Origin of the sequence: Stieleria sedimenti, from assembly GCF_025060895.1 — a bacterium.
Classification (GTDB): Bacteria; Planctomycetota; Planctomycetia; order Pirellulales; family Pirellulaceae; genus Stieleria; species Stieleria sedimenti.
On record NZ_JANZKV010000057.1, the window covers coordinates 31,761 to 48,817 of the forward strand.

Here is a 17,057-nt window from a genome sequence, read left to right on the forward strand (position 1 = left end):
CTAGACGCGATCGTTCAAGCGAGTGGCGAGCAATTTGACATCAGTTGTCGAACGCGCAAGAAGTAGTTGTGGAGAGTCCGCGAGTAGTGGCAGAAGTGTATCTCGAAATCGTTGCGCTTCGATTAGGATCGAACTGCCGCGTCCAAGCCGTTTCTGACGCAAACACCCAGTATGCGAAAGGAATTCAGTGAATTCTTCAAAACGGCTTGGCACCGCACGATTATGGCATCTGACCTTGACTCGAATTGGGGAGAGTTCATTTTCAGTAATACTAAACTCATCTTTATGGGGCTTTAGCAGATAAGGGACTCCTGCCATTGCTTCGACGGTGTGAAAACACGTGTTCCGTTTTAGCCCCACACCTAGAAGCAATATCTGGCCATTCTGATCCATCAATTTCGCATAAGGTGTTCCATGTCCGCACGGCGAGTCCGCAAACAGATGCCCATCTATTAGCTCCTTTGCCATTGGCCCGACTACTGACACCGAATGAGATGGGTGAGTGCTTCGGATAACGCCTGGTCGCTGGCGAAACACCTCGGTGATTTTCCCTGCTTGCGAGGCGTCTTTCCTGCTGTTAAAGGTTCTCTCCCCACGATTGACAGCTGAAAACGTATGAGCAGGCATCAACAGCGTTCCTTCACTGCCAATAAACTCCAACAATCCGCCTATAACGCAATCTGCGCCTCCGACGAAATATCCAAGCGAAGACAATGAAGAGTGAACGAGTACCACTCCGCCCTTCTTGACGCCAAGCTCAGAGAGGTGCGTCTGAAACAATCCTCGATCGATATGTGGTTGGGTCACGAATCTAGCAATAGATTTCAACCTTTTCCTGAGTCGAACGATTGGTGCTGCCACGTGAAAAACCGGGATGCTTCAACGCGTAAAAAATGGAGTTGCGGAAGTCGCCATCTGCACAAGGAATTGCTTCCGAGTGATAAATGGCTTCAATTCTCAGAGGGGATTAGTCGGAATCTGATTGTTGATGGATGATCTCTGAACCAGACTCTCGCTTTCCTATCACTTTAGCCGGAGTTCCAGCAATGATGGCATTTGGTTCAGATGATTTCGTGACAACGGAACCAGCTGCAACGACTGTTCCCCTTGCCAATCGAACACCAGGGAGAATCACACTACGAGCAGCAATCCAAACATCATCTTCGATCGCGACTGGTGAAAGCTCGTAACCTTGTTCACGAATGTTGATTTTGGCGTCGCGCATCTTGTGGTTTTGAGACCAGATGTAGGAACCCGGGCCAATTAAAACGTTGTTTCCGATTTCGATTCCTGCACGCGCATTTAACTGGCAATAAGCTGCGATGCCCGTATTGCAGCCAATCGTGAGATTTTCGGGGTAATAGATAAGCACATGTGGCAAGACGCGTACGCCTGCCTCTGCAGTGAATCCATACCATCGCCATCTCGCTTTCTCTCCTAGTCGTCCAGGCACTGCACAAAGGAATCCTCGCCACCATTCAACAATCTCTCGATTTGGCATATTTTCCCACCTTGCTTGCTAATGAGACTGCGCTGCGTCGGACACGTTCGAGGACCTTTTGAATCGCTTGCGAATCGAGTCACATCTTTTTTGTAACGTTCTACGCAAATCTGAAATTTGTCCCGCAGTCAGGAGGACAGGAGCCAAGATGCAAACAATCGTTCCGGAAGTACCTCCGGCAAGCATCAATTGGCTCCAAGTCATAGGTTGACCAATTAAGTTGGCCAGTCCGTAGATCGAAGCGGCCAAGATGCACCCGAATATCATCGGACGGAATGAAATCTGGAAAATGAGCCACAGACACTGCTGGTGCAGAATTTTGGCGTGTGCGGGCACATGGAAAAGCAGCCCCATCGTTGACGCCGCAATCAAGGTTCCAATGGCGATCCCGACTGGTCCAATTAGGTTCCCAAAAATGATACTTCCAACAAGGTTTATGATCGCCTCCAGAAACATGAGTGTTGCGACTAACTTTAGTTTATTTTCCGCGAGGAGCAGTTGGATTCCTGCGCGTTGAAATCCAACGAACAGAAAAGCAAGACTGAGTACAGCGAAAATCAAAGGGGCTTCCGACGTCAGGTAGTTTGCATCAGCGGAGTCGCCTAACCAAAGTGCTAGGAACGGTCTAATCCAAACCGAGCCGACAATAAGGATCGATAAGGACAAGCCGATGACCAACCGAGTCGCCGTAACATAAAGCATGGTTAGCGATTCTTTGTTCTCCTGTTTGCTCAGGTAGGCCATGGTTGGAAACAAGACTTTCGTTGATGCAATCACGATCTTTGTCCCGTAATCAACAAGCGATGCTGCAATGCCGTATGGTGCGACGGCCCGAGCACTGAACAATATTGCAACGACAATCGTGTCAGAAAAGTAGATGAATTGGCGACTGATTCCGATCAGGAAATTCCAAATGCCGACACTCGTGATTTCTCTGATTTCAGTGCGATCAAGCGTGATACCGCATCCGCGGATGCCTGGTAAACAACGCCTAGCGACAACGACTCTGATGAGCCCGTCAAGGCAGTTGGTTGACATCAACACGATCGAAAGTGCAATCAGTCCACCACCTCGACTGAGCGCTAGCCAAGTCACCACCGCAAAGATGATTCTTGTGAAGATGGTGACAGCATTTGCGATGTCATATCGCTGTAGTCCCACCAGCACGGAACCATACGGAGTGACTGGCATTTTGATTGCCGCACCAAATGCCTGAATGAGCACGACGGTCCAAATACTGGCAGCAAGTTCGCCACTCATCTCAACAAACGACGGCAACACGATTGCAAGAACCGTTGCCGCAAGCATGATCACCGCAGCGAGTCCGCTGAGAAGAGGAATTGCAGCCGCGATGTGTCGTCGAACACTAACGACATCGTCGGCTGCAATACGGCGAGTGATCGATTGAGTGAGCCCGGCTCGCAAGCCCATGTCAACCATCCCGTAGTATCCGACCAAACCCTGGAGCAGGAGCCAGACCCCATAAGCTTCCGTGCCCAGTTCGCGGATGACGAACGGAGTCAGGAAGAACGTGACGACCACCTGACTGACTAAGCCAACCCAACTCGCAGCGACATTTCGCAGGACTACTTTTGCGACGTTCATTTACTGAAAGCCGAGACTTGTGAGCGTCGGGAAATGGTAAGATTTATCGTTTTGCATGTTTTTATGATGCGAAAAGCTAGACGCCGCAGCAAGCGACTGTGACATCATTCCAAACGCAACATTTGCCGCGTTCATGCTCGGCAACCTCAAACGCGTCGAAATTGCGTTCCAACATAACTCGCGCTCATATTGGGAAGCGAAGCTGCTAATCCGGAATTCGCTTTCGTCTAGTCTGCCTAACACTCAGCGCAACTCATTATCGCGATGATTAACGACTTGCCAATGGAAACGATTTCAGCATAGCTAACGTAATGATGCGGCGGAAACCTGCCAGATGAAAATGATCTGAAAGTCAGTCGCCATTAAAGATGGTTATCGCGACGCAGACAGGATTTCATTGCAAAAGACTTCGGTAATTCTCGCAGCCGCTTTCCCGTCCCAAAGTTCTGGACATATGCCAACGTCGTAGTCGTCCGCCAGCACGGCTTCCAACTGTGCACGCAAAAGAGTGGCGTTACTTCCGACTAGCGTGCTACTACCCTGCCCGACCGTGATGGGCCGCTCCGTGTTGGATCGCATGGTCAAGCAGGGAATCCCCAGGGCCGTCGATTCTTCCTGCAGTCCGCCAGAGTCAGTCACGATGACTTTTGATGAGCTCGACAATGCCAAGAATTCCATGTAACCCTGTGGAGGAATCGATTTGATTCCTTCGGCGGCTTCCAACAGGCCTGAAAGACCGAACTCTTTTAGACGGCTTGCCGTCCTTGGGTGGATGGCAAACACCAAGGGCAGTTCGGTACTGACACCGATCAATACTTCCAAAATTGATTTCAGGGTGTCTTGTTCATCAACGTTCGATGGCCGGTGCAGTGTCACAAGTCCAAATCCGTGTTTGGTTAGCCCATGGTCCGAAAGCACCTGCGAATGGTTCACTCTTGCGAGCGAGTGCATCAGCGTGTCGATCATCAGGTTGCCGACCAGATGGATGTTCTCTTCCGGATGACCTTCGCGACGCAGATGTTCGACGCCGATGGGGTCGGATACCAGCAGCATGTCTGAAATCGAATCGGTCAAGATGCGATTGATCTCTTCGGGCATCGATCGGTCGAAGCTGCGCAGGCCCGCTTCGACGTGGGCCACCGGAATGCCGAGTTTGGCTGCCGCAATGGCTGCCGCCATCGTGGAGTTGACATCGCCGACGACGACCAGGCGGTCGAAGGGTTTGCCGGACGGGCCGCCGCTTTGCAATACGGGTTCGATGCGTTCGAGGATGCGTGCGGTTTGGATGGCTTGGGTACCCGAACCGACGTCAAGTGACACATCAGGACGACGGATGTCGAGTTGCTCGAAGAAGATGTCCGAGAGCGCCGCATCGTAGTGCTGGCCGGTGTGGATGAGCGTGGCTTCGAGGTCGGGGTGCTTGTCGATCTCGCGCAGCAGTGGAGCCATCTTCATGAAGTTCGGACGGGCACCGACGACGCAGGCGAGATGAGTCATTGATCGAAGTTGGCAGGGGAGTGGCAAGACAATGGGGGCAAAACGGTGTTGGCAGGGATGGCAGAACGATACGGGGCAGAATGATGACGTGATGCCAGTTCTTCATCTCAGCACTTGCGAATTTTTTCGCGATTGCTGATGCTCGCCGTGGCGTTGCGGGTGTCGATGACCAGAGGGGCATGCTTGACGATTGCTTCGTAGTCGAAGGCGGTGTGGTCGGTGGCGATCAGGACGGCGTCTTGGGACTGTAGGAACTCGGGGGTGAGGTCTTGGCTTTCCATCGCCGGCAGGTCGTAGTGACGCATTTCTGGTAGGCTCGCGACGTGTGGGTCGCTGTAGGTCAGGTCGGCGCCGAGTTCTAAGAGCAGTTCCATCAGTTCGAACGATGGGCTTTCACGCGGGTCGTCGACGTCTTTCTTGTAGGCGACTCCTAACAGGCAAATCTTGCTGCCGCGGATCGGCTTCTGGACTTCGTTGAGGAATTTGGCGGACTGCGAAACCACGTAGTTGGGCATCGCGCGGTTGACTTCGCCGGCCAACTCGATGAAACGGGCGTTTAAACCCTGCTTGCGAGCGAGCCATGAGAGATAAAACGGATCAATCGGAATGCAGTGACCGCCGAGCCCCGGTCCGGGATAGAACGCTTGAAAGCCGAACGGTTTGGTCTTCGCCGCGTTGATCACTTCCCAGACGTCAATGTCCATTCCATCGAAAATGGTCTTGAGTTCGTTGACCAATGCGATGTTGACGGCCCGGTAGATGTTCTCCAAAACCTTCGCCGCTTCGGCGACTTCGCAGCTGCTGACCGGGATGACTCCGGCGACGGCCGACTCGTACAATGCTTTGGCGATTTGGAGACTGGTTTCGTCGATGGCGCCGACCACTTTGGGGATCCCGGCGGCTGAGAAATCGGGGTTGCCGGGGTCTTCCCGCTCGGGGCTGTAGGCGACGAAGAAGTCGACACCTGCTTTCAGGCCGGACTTTTCCAGAATCGGGACCATGACGTCGCGTGTCGTCGTCGGGTAGGTCGTACTTTCAAGCACGACGAGCTGTCCTGGACGCAGTGCTTTGGCGATCGCTTCACAGGTGCCGACGACGTATTTCAAGTCGGGGTCGCGGGCGTCGTCCAGCGGCGTCGGCACGCAGATCAGCAAGACGTCGGGCTCGCCGAGACGAGCCATGTCGGCGGTGGCGTCGAAGGCTTTCTTGTTTAGCCACGCGGCGATCTTTTCGTCGCCGATGTGTTTGATGTAACTCTTGCCCGCCAGTAGCGAATCGACCTTGGTTGCGTCGACGTCAAACCCGGTGCAAGAGAACCCGGCGTCAGTGAATGCGTCGATCAGCGGGAGACCGACGTAGCCGAGCCCGATGATGCCGACGTTGCACTTTCGTGTGGAGATGGATTCGAGAAGGGCTTGGCCGGACGCAGGAGAACTCGTGGGGTGGTTGGCGATGGACATTTTAGATTAGCTGGAAGTGGGGGTGGCAAAACGATGGGGGCAAAACGATTAAGTCAGGGTGTCAGGAAGGCAGAATGATACGGGGCAGAATGATGGGTGGGGCAAGTGGGATAGGCTTCCAGCCTGTCGTCTTGGAATTGACAGGCTGGAAGCCTCTCCCACTTTTTTAGTGGCTACTCGCTAGTAGTTGGTGCTTGGGTTGCCGGGGCGTTGAGCTTGCGGCGAGGACGTCTCCGACGGTTCCGAAGCTGTGGGCGTTCAGCATGCCGCGGAGGCGTTGTTCGGTTTTGGCTAGGCCGACGTAGTGGCGGAACTTGATGGACCGCTTGAGGCTTTCCATCTTGGGTTGCTCCGGGTCGAATTCCCAGGGATGGGTGTAGAACATCGCGGGGCGTCCGTGCTCGCGGACTTTGTCGATGGCTTTGAGCGTCAGCTTCAGCGGAAACAGCCGGAAGTAGCCCCCGCCGATGGGGATATGGATGCGACCGCGACTCCAGGCGCTCGGCGGAAATTCTTGAATCGTGCCGTGCTCGGTGTCGATGTCGTGGATTTCTTTGGGTGCGTCGGCCAGACCGTAGCGGTCATGGCCGCCGATGGGGAAGATGCTGCTATCGATTCTAAAATCGTGTTCGGCCAGGATGTCGAGGGCCCACAGGGAGTCTTCGACGATCGAGAAACTTGGTGCGCGGTAGGCGACGACTTTGATGCCGCTGGCGTCGGCGATGGCTTCTTTGCTGTCGGCGATGTCTTTGGCGAATTCTTCCGGCGTCAGGTCATAGACGAGTTGGTGCCAATAGCCGTGCGAGGCGAGTTCGTGACCGGCGTGGGCGATACGGCGGACAAGATCCGGGTACCGCTCGGCGACCCAGCCGAGGATGAAGAACGTGCCGCGGACGTCGTGCTCGTCGAAAATTGAGAGCAACTTGTCGGTGTTGTCTTCCACACGGCAGTCGTATTTGTCCCAGTCCTTGCGCGTGACGCGATCGGCGAACGCAGAGACTTGGAAGTAGTCTTCGACGTCGACGGTTAAGGCGTTAGGAGTGTTGGGGGAGAGCACGGGGGAAGGGGGAGTGGCAGAATGATGCGTGGGATGCTAGCGGGACGCGTGAGCGAGCGGCGCGTGGGGCTCAGGTTGTCACGCGCCACTGGCTGGCGCGGCGTGCTGGGGTAGGTGGTGATGAAGGAATGGCAGAACGATACGGGGCAGAATGATGGTGGGACGGTAGCGGGAAGCGTGAGCGAGCGGCGTGTGGGGCCAAGTCATCACGCGCCACTGGCTGACGCCACGTGCTGGGATGGGGCGTGCTGGGGTGCAGTCCAATTCGTGACGCACAGCATCACCTGACTTTGCTAACAGCTAACCAGCTAACGGCTAATAGCTAAGTCTGGAAGACGTCGTTGACGTTGAGGGTCCATGCGGGGACGGCGGGGCTGCAGTCCAGGGTTTCGCCGAGTTGGTAGACTTCGATTTGCTTGCGGGACGGGTAGCGGTGGATCGTTTGGGTTTCGGGATCGACCAGCAGGACCAGTTTGGTGCCGGCGTCGAGCCACTGGAAGGCTTTGGATTCGACGCGCGAAAATCGGTCACTCGGGGAGAGGACTTCGACGGCCAGGTCGGGGGCGAGCGGCAAATAGGCGACTTCGTCTTTGATGGTTGCGTGACGTGCTTGGCTGACGAACGCGACGTCGGGTGCGAGGACGGTGTCGGGATCGGTTTCAATCCGGAAGCCTGTCTCAGCTGCATAAACAACGCCCAAACCGTTCGCGTCGACGTGCTGCATCAGCAGATGAGCCACGCGGACAGCGATGCGGCCGTGACGGCCTCCGGCGGGCGACATCATCCGTAATTCTCCTGCGACGAGCTCGTAGCGGTACCCGTCAGTGACCATGCCGAAGAGTTGCTCGGCAGTGGTTAGCGTGGGTGTCGTGCGGACAGGCATGGGGAGAGTGGCAAAACGATGGGGGCAAAACGATGAAGACAGGAAGGCAGAATGATACGGGGCAGAATGATGGGTGGGATGCCAGCGGGACGCGTGAGCGAGCGGCGCGTGGGGGTCAGTGCATCACGCGCCACTGGCTAACGCCACGTGCTGGTGTGGGTGGTGAAGACAGGATGGCAGAATGATACGGGGCAGAATGATGGGTGGGGATGCCGGCGGGACGCGTGAGCGAGCGGCGTGTGGGGGTCAGGTCGTCACGCGCCACTGGCTAACGCGGCGTGCTGGGGTGGGTGGTGAAGACAGGATGGCAGAATGATACGGGGCAGAATGATGGGTGGGATGCCAGCGGGACGCGTGAGCGAGCGGCGCGTGGGGACCAGTGCATCACGCGCCACTGGCTAACGCCACGTGCTGGTGTGGGTGAGCGCTATCGAAAGAGTTTTTGCTGGTCGATGGTGATGGTGCAACCGTCTGTCAGGTTCACGGTCAGGCTTGCGGTTTCAATGGTTTGGGATATGTAGTGGCCGTGTTGGAGTGTCAATGGTGTCACAACACTTGTCTCGGTTTCGATGATCAAGTAGTGGGGAATTCTTTCGCGCTGGTAAAGTTCGCGTTTGTAGCCGAGGTCGTTGGTCCGGGTGGATGGCGAGAGGACTTCGATGACCATCGCAGGTAGCGATTGGAGATGCCGGTCGGGGATCTCTCCGCAGACGACCATCAGGTCAGGGCGAACAACGGTGTCATCGCTGACGACCCAATCCAGTTCCACGATGGCTTGGCAGTCACAGCTGTTGGCTTCGATCTCGGATTGAATCAGCCAGGCGAGTCGCGTGACCAGCAATTGGTGCCGACCGAAGGGCGACGGCGTCATCGCAATCGGTATCCCCTGATGCAATTCCCAGTCCCCCTGCCATTGGCAGTAGTCGCCGTAGGTGTAGTGGGGAAGGAAACTGGGTTGTGACATCGGGACGGTGAACGGCTAGTGGCTAGTGGCTAGTGGTGGCAAAACGATGGGGGCAAAACGATGAAGACAGGCGTAGGTTACGCTGTGCGTGACAATAAGGACGTCATGCACAGCATGACCTACCCGAAAACCAAGGTGACACGGAATACTAGTGGTGGCAAAACGATGCGGGCAAAACGATGAAAGAATGATACGGGGCAGAATGATGGTGGGGATGTCAGCGGGACGCGTGAGCGAGCGGTGCGTGGGGGGAAAGACAGGAAAATGGGTGACAAGAAAATGATTTGGGGACGCAACATTTTTCTGCCCCTGATTTTTCTGCCATTGCTCCGTCAGTCGATTTGTGATGCACAGCATCACCTACGCTGCCCACCCTCTCCGTCCGGGCGGACTTCGTCCGCTTGGGTGACAGCATGTTTGCTTGCCCCCCGGGATGGATCGGTAAGTTAGTACGAATCCGGCGATTGGTGTAGCGGATTTCGGTTTCAAATCCCCAACCAAATCACCGTGTGTGGGTTTGGTTGGGATCGTGTGGTCGCACCAGTTGTGCAAGCCGGTTCAGCGATGGATCACATCGCGTGTGATCGATGTGATGTTGTTAGTGGAGTTTGGGTCGGGGTTAGGCTGTTGGGGGGATGGTGTTTGGCGGGTTTGCATTCACCGCGTTTGTGGCAGTGTGGGATAGGCTTCGAGTGCTTTGTCAACGCAAGTTTTAGGGTCAGCAAGAAAGTGGCGAAAGCTTCCAGCTTGCGTTTCACGAGTGAAACGAGACGGCAAGCTGGAAGCTTACCCCACTTTTCACCCGTAACAGAGCACTAGTCTTTCATTGCGGTCGATGGGGGATGCTTTGAAGTTTGATTGGCGGGGGATCGAAGTTGCACGGGAACGGTTCGAACTCCTCTCGCTGCGCTCGCCACTCCTGCCAGGAGGGTGACTTGCGGGAACACGGGTGGCGGAGGCGTGGGATGGACTTCCAGCCTGTCATCGTCGTAGATGCTTGATGCGTATCGAAGCTGAAGAAGAGATTGACAGGCTGGGAGCCTATCCCGCGAATGGCAAGCTGGAAGCTTACCCCACTTTGGCAGGCTGGAAGCCTGGTCCACGTTGGCAAGCTGGAAGCTTACCCCACTTTGGCAAGCTGGAAGCTTGCTATGGCGGTGATCACTTGGGTCTGGATTTTCGGTCGATGCGGAGGCGGCGGGTGTCGCTCGATTCGGGTTTGAAGCTTGCTGTCGGGACGGCAACCATCGATTCGAATTCTTTCGTTGATGCAGACGACTTACAGGTCGACAGGGAGTCGATGGTTCGTGAGGTATGGCGACCGGATTCCGTCAGCCCGGCGGCCTCGATCACATCCTTGCGGCACAGCCCCATCCAGCGTGTCACCACGCTGCCTCGAATGCCGATCATCCGCAGCACAGTCGCAAAAATCATTCGCAGGTCCAACCAGGCGTTGGCGTGCTCGATGTAGTGCAGGTCCAAGCACTGCTTTCGGCGGACATCGTCGATCGTGCAATCCGGTTCGAGGTTGATCTGAGCGACTCCAGTGATGCCTGGCTTCACGTTCGTGCGGGCGTAGTAGCCGCGAATGTGCGACGCCAGTTTTTCACAGATGCAGGGACGCTCCGGCCGCGGGCCGGTCAGCGACATGTCGCCGACGACGACGTTCCACAATTGCGGCAACTCGTCCAGGTGGGTTTTACGCAAGAACCGTCCCAAAGGCGTGATCCGCGGGTCGCCTTTTTGACTCCATTTGGCTTGCCCATCCGCTTCGGCGTTTTGGTACATCGTCCGCAGTTTGAACACATCGAAGGTGGTGCGATTCAGACCGACACGTTCTTGGCGGTAGATGCCAGGCCCCTTGGATGTCAGCCGCACCAACGCGACCAACGCGAGGATTAATGGCGACACCAGCACCAACAAACATCCGGCAAACACGCGTTCACAACAGTGCTTGATGGGGAAATAGATCGGATGGGCCGAGCTGGATGCGACGCTTCGGGGCAAACGCGATGCATGTCCGCTTGCGCTGGATTCCCGGTCAACCGCTGTGGCGGAACGGCCCCTCGGCGAAACACGCACGGAGGGTTCGATCGCGATGGAGCTGTCAGAATCGGAGTCGTTGTAATCAAACACGTTAGCGTCCTTCACTTGATGTGTTGCTCAAGATGGGGCAATAAAGCAGCCAAAAATGACTGGCAAGGATTAAAGGATGATTCGATTGACGGCCCCGACAACTGAATTTTGTACAAGTCGTCTGTCAACCAGAATCGGGGATGTTCGGCGGCCACCCATTCGTCACCGCTGCTCCATCCGTACCAAACTTCGAACTTAGAACTCGGGTCGTTGTTGCGGGTGAACTCAACCGACCAGAACTGGTTTCGTTGATTCGGGGTTTCAACCGTCTCAACCAATCGATCTCGCGTCTGCTTGGTGCCTTCGGAGGAGTAGCAGACTTCGGGCGTATGGACCGCGATCGGGCCGCGAGGGCCGTACATCACGGCCACGTGCACGAGCGTCTTGGTCAGCTCGTGCCGATAAACGTTCCTGAAGGAACCGTAACAGCGAAGCATCTGCAGCGATTTCTCATCCAGGTCGCCATCTTCAACCAACGTCCACTCACCAAGTTTCTTGGGCAATTCTTTCAGTGCCGCTCCGGTGGCTTCCTTGTCTTGCTCGATCGCCCAGCGACCATCAAGCACACCGTGGACGACACCGGACAGCAGCGTCAGCACCAGAAGTGCGGCGATGGCGTGGCGGCGGGAGGAAATCGCGGGGTTGGGCATGACGTGGCGTAAGCTTCTCGCTTGCGATTCTGGGTTGGAGTGATTGGATGGGTTGGTTGGTATTGACAGGCAGGATGCCTATCCCACTTTGGCAAGCTGGAAGCTTACCCCACTTTGGAAAGCTGGAAGCTTAACTCAATTTAGATCTGATTGGTGGTGAAGGTTTCGAAGTCGGATTTCATTTGCTCGAGCTGTTGCTGCTCTTCTTTGGTCAGACCCGTCGGGTCCAGATTGTCCAGGTCGAGTGTATCCCACTGCTTGCGGGCTTCGTCTTGCTGCTTCACTGCAATCAACGCAAGGATCTTGTGAAACAGGAATCGCGGCTCGTTTTTCGCGGCCAGGGCTTCATCGAAAATCACCAGAGCTTCTCGCGGCCGCTTGGCCTTCAGGAGCACGGCGCCCTTGGTGTCCAGTAGTTCTGGATTTCGCTTGGTCAGTTTGATGGCCCGGTCGATGGGCACCAACCCTTCGGCCGCCAGGCCAGGGACCTGGGCATAGGCCATGGCCAAGTTGTTCAACGCGCGGATGCGTAGCGCATCAAAGGACAGGACTTTTTGGTACAGCTTGATGGCTTCTTGTGGCGTGCCCCGCTGCATCGCGAGTGTTGCGACGCTTTCGAGCAGTTCGGCGTTCTTGCCATGTTTGTCGGTGGCGTCGCTCAGGATTCCGGAGTATTTCGAGATGTCGCGTGCCGGATCTAGAGCGAGCAAATTCTCGACCAGCAACGTCGCTGAGACAGCGTCACCCACCTTTTCGTAATGGGCGGCGGCGACGTCTGCAGCTTTTTGGTATTGCTGGGCCTTGGACAAGGCGAGAATGTAGCTGGCGAAGGCGTCTTCGTTCGACTGGTACGCCTTCTCGTACCACTTCAGTCCTTCATCGATCAAACCCAAGTTCATCAATGAACGGCCGGCCGCCGATTCGACGCCGCCGAGGAGACGTCTATCTTGGTCGGGTTTGGCATCTTTGACCCAATCCTCGACCACGTCCGCGGCTTGTTTCTCGGATCCGACCCGTTGGTTGTAAATGATACCGAGCTCCAACGACTGCAGCATTCCGCTGGGCATGACCCGCAGTTGATCGGAGAGCGACTTGACCGTCTTCAGATCCTCGTCGTCGCCGTACTTAAGCAACAGTGCCCCGTAGCGATACAAATCGACCGCACTGGCCGCACGCGCGTTGGCCAAGCGTTGGCAGACATTGCGTGCTTCGTCCAGGTATCGTTGGCGGCGTTCGGGGTCACTGGACGCTTCGTCCGCATCGAGCCGATCGACCAACTTGACCAAGATCGTGACCTGCAGCACGGACGCTTCGTAGCTGGCAGAGTTTTGCTCGCGCACCAGTTCCCGTGCCAAGCCGAGTGCTTGAAGCAATTGTTCCCCGTTCCCCTTGGCAGCCAACAACGTTGCATAGATGAATTTATCATCCGGCGAGATACCGTCCCCGCCACTTAGCAACTGCTCCACTTCGTCCCAATCCGCCTGGTCGCCCTCATGGATCACAATGGCTTTGGCAAGTTCCGATCGCAGGCCTTGGTTTTCCGGCTGCATCTTGACGGCGTCACGGAGCGCTTGCACCACGTCGATCGATCGTCCCTGGGCTTGGTACAAGGTGGCCAGCTGAACCTGGGTCGCCAGCGAGGGAAGCAGTCGATTGGACTGGCGAAGCTTTTCGATCGCCAAATCGATGTCTCCCTTGGACAGGGAGACACGTGCGGACAACAGCAGTCGCTGATTCTCCGGCAGATCGGATGCGTCGATTTGTTCGAAAACTGCATCGACAGACTCGGGCGTGCCATGGCGAAATTCGATATCCAAAGCCGCGGCGGCCAATGCCAATTCGTTTTCCGTCGCCAGCGACTTTGCCTTGGCGATTGCTTCGCGGGCCTCTTGCACCAATTCCTCGCGTTGCTGTTCGGTCAGGCCTGACTTGCCTCTGCCCGTCGCGGCCTTGTCGCGATCCATCTGGACTGCCGTCGATGCAACGCGTGAGAAAACAACCAAAGGTGTTGCGTCAGCAGGATTGTCTTGCATGCTCTGCCGTGCGGCATCAACGGCTGCCAACAATTCGCCCCGATTGAATGCCGAACGGATGTCTTGCTTGGCATACGGATCGACGACAAAGTCAACGGACATGGCCATCCGTTTCATCTCTTCATCGGCTTCGCTATCGCGGCCGAGCGTAATCAGCTGCTCAAGCAACAATTGACGCGTGCGAAGCGATCGATCGCCGGCAGCGATCCCGGAGCGAAGTTGCTCGACGGCCTCTTCGTGATGTTCAAGGACCGCCGACAAGTAGCCTCGCATCGAAATGGCACGTCCCCAGCGAGGACGTTGACCCAGAATTGTGTCCAGCAAACCGCGGGTGCGGATCATTTCTTTGTCAGTGCGGCTGATATTTCCGGCTTTGGCTCGCAACCGGGCCAGGTTGTTTTCGACTTCGATCATTCGCCAGAACGTGCCGACGGGTTTCTTCAAATTGACGTCGTCGTCATCGCCCGCGGGCGGTTCTTCCAGAAGCTTTAATTGGGCAAACCATTCGTCTGCTTCGGCATTAAACTTCTCGGCCGACGTTTGGTCTTCGGTGCCACCGGCGATCTGCTTGGCCTGTCGGTAAAGTTGATATAAATCGCTAGGAAGTCGGCGATCACTGGGAACCTCTTTGAGCGCGTCATAGGCCAGGTTCAAATCCCGCGATGCGAGCGCGTAATTCGCGGCAAGCCGGGCGAGTTGATCGCTATCTTGAGGGCTTGACTTGAGCTGCTCGATCAGGCTTTTGGCGGCTGCCAGCGATTTCCCGTTGGACGCGTCGATTCTCGCTTTGACGATAGCGAGCGGCGTCGATTCCTTGCCCAGGATTTCTTCCAGCCGATCGATGCGTTCGGCTGCTTTTTCATTCATCCCGACGGCGGACAATCGTTCGGCCGCGTAGGCTTGGATCGAAGCGTTGTCCTGTTTTTCGGCGGCCAGTTCATCGGCAAAAACCGCCATCTGTCGCGATGCCAAATGCTGCTCGGCCAGGATCCCCAACGGAGGCAACGACATTTTGAGAATACGCAGCGATGAATCGACTTCTTCCAATTCGCTGGCACTCAGTGGTGTCTCGATCTCACCGCCCGCGATCTTGCTGAACTCTTTTTCCAGCTGCTCGACCGTCGTTCGCAGGCCACTGAAATCGCGGATGGCGGGCGGCATCCGGAGCTGGAAATTGAACTCGGCTTGGGCGGCCCGCACCCGAACGTCAATCTCGGCAGCCTTGCCGGCCAGGCGCCAGTGTTCGGCGGCGCGGCTTCGATTGCCGGCTTTGGTCCAGGCTTCACCGGCCAATACGTGTCGGGCGGTGTCGTTGGGGAACAGATCGCACGCGGTGCTCAACGCGTCGGCCGCCAAATCCCAGACTTCGTGTTGGGCATACAGTGAGGCCAGGTTGGTTGCCAGCTGGGCCTTTTCTTGTGGTCGGACGTTTGCCGTGCTGGCAAGTGCCGTCTTCAGTTTGGCGATGGCTTGAGAGGTCAGTTCCGTCCCGCCATCACGACGAATCTGAAGCTGTGCACTGGCAACGTTGTACCGCCAGCGCGCCATTTCGATGATGTTGGCGATCGCGTTCCGCTGGACGTCGGTCATTTCGAGGGTGGTCGATAGCAGCAGGCGGGCCGATTCCGCCTGAATCGCCTTGCCAAACGCCTCCACTGCGTTTTCAGCCGTCTTCAGCGCTTCTTCAATGACCCTATCCGCTTCCTCTGAATCCTCCAATCCCAACTCAGATTGCGTGGGCACCGACGTTGCCAGCTGGGTTGCGATCGCCCCGCTAAGCTCCAGATTATCTAGACTGACCGCCTCCAGACCACGTTTCCAGATTTCAATCGCTCGATCGGAATCACCCTGCAGCTGGGCGTACATGCCTGCATACAGGAACGTATTCTCTCGCATCTTGGCAGTGACATCAACAACGGACACTGACATCAACGTGTTGTACCACTGTTCGGCAAGTCTCGCAAAATTCGCATTCCCATCTTTGTCCTGCGATGTCGATAGGTCCGACGATGAGAGTTGCCCCGATGCCTTCGCGGCCGCTAAGCGAGCCGCCTCCAGCAAGCATTGGTAATCCCAGTAGGCCGGCGACATGCGTCGGATCAGCACCAGTTTTTCGCTTTCGGAGGGATCGCTCGAAACGTCCTCTTCGTCGCCATCGGACGCTTCCTCCAGCGTCTGCAGCCGCGCAGCGATCTCGGGCGCGGAATCGATCAACGCGTCTTGAGCGTCTGCTGGAGCGTCGCCACCGAGATCATAAAAATAGCGAATCAACCGTGCCCGCCCTGTCTCTGTGTTGTCCAAATGCTCCAACGACTGGTCGACCAGCAACGTCCGGTCACCGATCAATTTCGCCCACTGCACTTCCTGATCCGAAAGTTCTTCGGCGCCTTGCTGGGCGCTCGCCTCTGTCTTGTATATCTCGCTCTCGGACCGCACCGCGGACAGAAATGCCGCGATCGCATCGAGATCGTCGGGGGCGACTTGAACGGCACGCTGCAAAATGATGGAGGGGTTCTGCCGAGACAACCACTGCCAGTAGTCGCCGGCCGGTTCCGAACTCAGCTGGTTGCTGTCATACAGGTTGGCTTGAACTTGCCCATAGATCGCCAAAGCGAGCGCTTTGTTGGCAAACACGTCATCCGGTTTGGCGTTCAACGACTTGATTTGGTTTTCCGCTTCACGCAGCCAGTAGCCACCGGATTGCAACAATCGACCGATCAGCATTCGTCGCAACATCTCTCGGTCGCTTTGGCGATCTTCTGGCAGTCTTGCGAGTGCATCGGACAGCCGTCGTCGAGCACCAGCGAGGGCGCGGGAAAGCTCTTCGGATTCCGCTTGCTCGGCCACGCGATCAGCCGCCAATGCCGATTCGATCAGCGCGTCGGCATCATTGGGCACCATCATCAGATAACGTGACCACCAACGGGCTTCTTCTTCGGCGTCACCGATCCCGGCTGCTTCTTCCGCCCGCAATCGGAACGTTTGCGCGGCCGCGTTCGAGTTGTAGAAGTAAGAGGCCGTGCCGAGGATCAGAACAACGGCAACGACGACAGCCGAGATCGCTGCCAGTCGCGGATTGATCTGCCACACTTCACGCCGCTCTCTCAGTTTCTGTTTATGAAATTCAGAGATCGACGGATCGGACTCCGCCGCCGCCCCAACAAGTCCCTCGGAATCATCTCGCACGATGTCCGAACGATCGGCGGAATCCGAAAGGTCTTCGCCGGAGGGGTCGGTGTGACGAGTGGTTGGACGCATGGGATGACAGAAG

The 17,057-nt window shown here is 56.3% G+C and carries 11 protein-coding genes; all 11 read right to left on the reverse strand.

The features are described from left to right. The 11 genes from NZK35_RS08945 to NZK35_RS09000 all read right to left on the reverse strand — a co-directional run bounded on the left by NZK35_RS08945 (window position 1) and on the right by NZK35_RS09000 (window position 17,044). Window positions 1–807, reverse strand: a complete 807-nt coding sequence (locus tag NZK35_RS08945) for an AAC(3) family N-acetyltransferase (protein WP_259632190.1) — start codon at window positions 805–807, stop codon at window positions 1–3. 160 nt (window positions 808–967) lie between these two features. Then, on the reverse strand, window positions 968–1,372 hold the full coding sequence (locus tag NZK35_RS34655) for an acyltransferase (RefSeq protein ID WP_323379625.1): 405 nt from the start codon (window positions 1,370–1,372) through the stop codon (window positions 968–970). A 147-nt stretch (window positions 1,373–1,519) separates the two neighbouring features. Continuing rightward, window positions 1,520–3,106, reverse strand: coding sequence for an MATE family efflux transporter (locus NZK35_RS08960; protein ID WP_259632191.1), 1,587 nt, complete (start codon window positions 3,104–3,106; stop codon window positions 1,520–1,522). A gap of 372 nt (window positions 3,107–3,478) precedes the next feature. After that, window positions 3,479–4,603: a non-hydrolyzing UDP-N-acetylglucosamine 2-epimerase gene (wecB, locus tag NZK35_RS08965; protein ID WP_259632192.1), complete on the reverse strand. Its 1,125-nt coding sequence runs from the start codon at window positions 4,601–4,603 to the stop codon at window positions 3,479–3,481. A gap of 107 nt (window positions 4,604–4,710) precedes the next feature. Then, a complete protein-coding gene (locus tag NZK35_RS08970) occupies window positions 4,711–6,063 on the reverse strand; it encodes a nucleotide sugar dehydrogenase (protein WP_259632193.1) in 1,353 nt (450 codons plus the stop codon). A 166-nt stretch (window positions 6,064–6,229) separates the two neighbouring features. After that, window positions 6,230–7,120, reverse strand: a complete 891-nt coding sequence (locus NZK35_RS08975; RefSeq protein ID WP_259632194.1) for an XrtA system polysaccharide deacetylase — start codon at window positions 7,118–7,120, stop codon at window positions 6,230–6,232. A gap of 322 nt (window positions 7,121–7,442) precedes the next feature. Beyond that, on the reverse strand, window positions 7,443–8,003 hold the full coding sequence (locus NZK35_RS08980) for a Uma2 family endonuclease (RefSeq protein WP_259632195.1): 561 nt from the start codon (window positions 8,001–8,003) through the stop codon (window positions 7,443–7,445). 427 nt (window positions 8,004–8,430) lie between these two features. Continuing rightward, window positions 8,431–8,967, reverse strand: a complete 537-nt coding sequence (locus NZK35_RS08985) for a Uma2 family endonuclease (RefSeq protein WP_259632196.1) — start codon at window positions 8,965–8,967, stop codon at window positions 8,431–8,433. Window positions 8,968–10,128: 1,161 nt separating this feature from the next. Further along, window positions 10,129–11,118: a sugar transferase gene (locus NZK35_RS08990; RefSeq protein ID WP_259632197.1), complete on the reverse strand. Its 990-nt coding sequence runs from the start codon at window positions 11,116–11,118 to the stop codon at window positions 10,129–10,131. Beyond that, entirely contained in the window at window positions 11,115–11,753 is a 639-nt protein-coding gene (locus tag NZK35_RS08995) for an EpsI family protein (protein ID WP_259632198.1), read from the reverse strand. The genes NZK35_RS08990 and NZK35_RS08995 overlap by 4 nt, the downstream gene beginning before the upstream one ends. 140 nt (window positions 11,754–11,893) lie before the next feature. Next, window positions 11,894–17,044 (reverse strand): tetratricopeptide repeat protein, encoded by a 5,151-nt coding sequence (locus NZK35_RS09000; protein WP_259632199.1) that lies wholly within the window; start codon window positions 17,042–17,044, stop codon window positions 11,894–11,896. Window positions 17,045–17,057 lie beyond the last annotated feature (13 nt).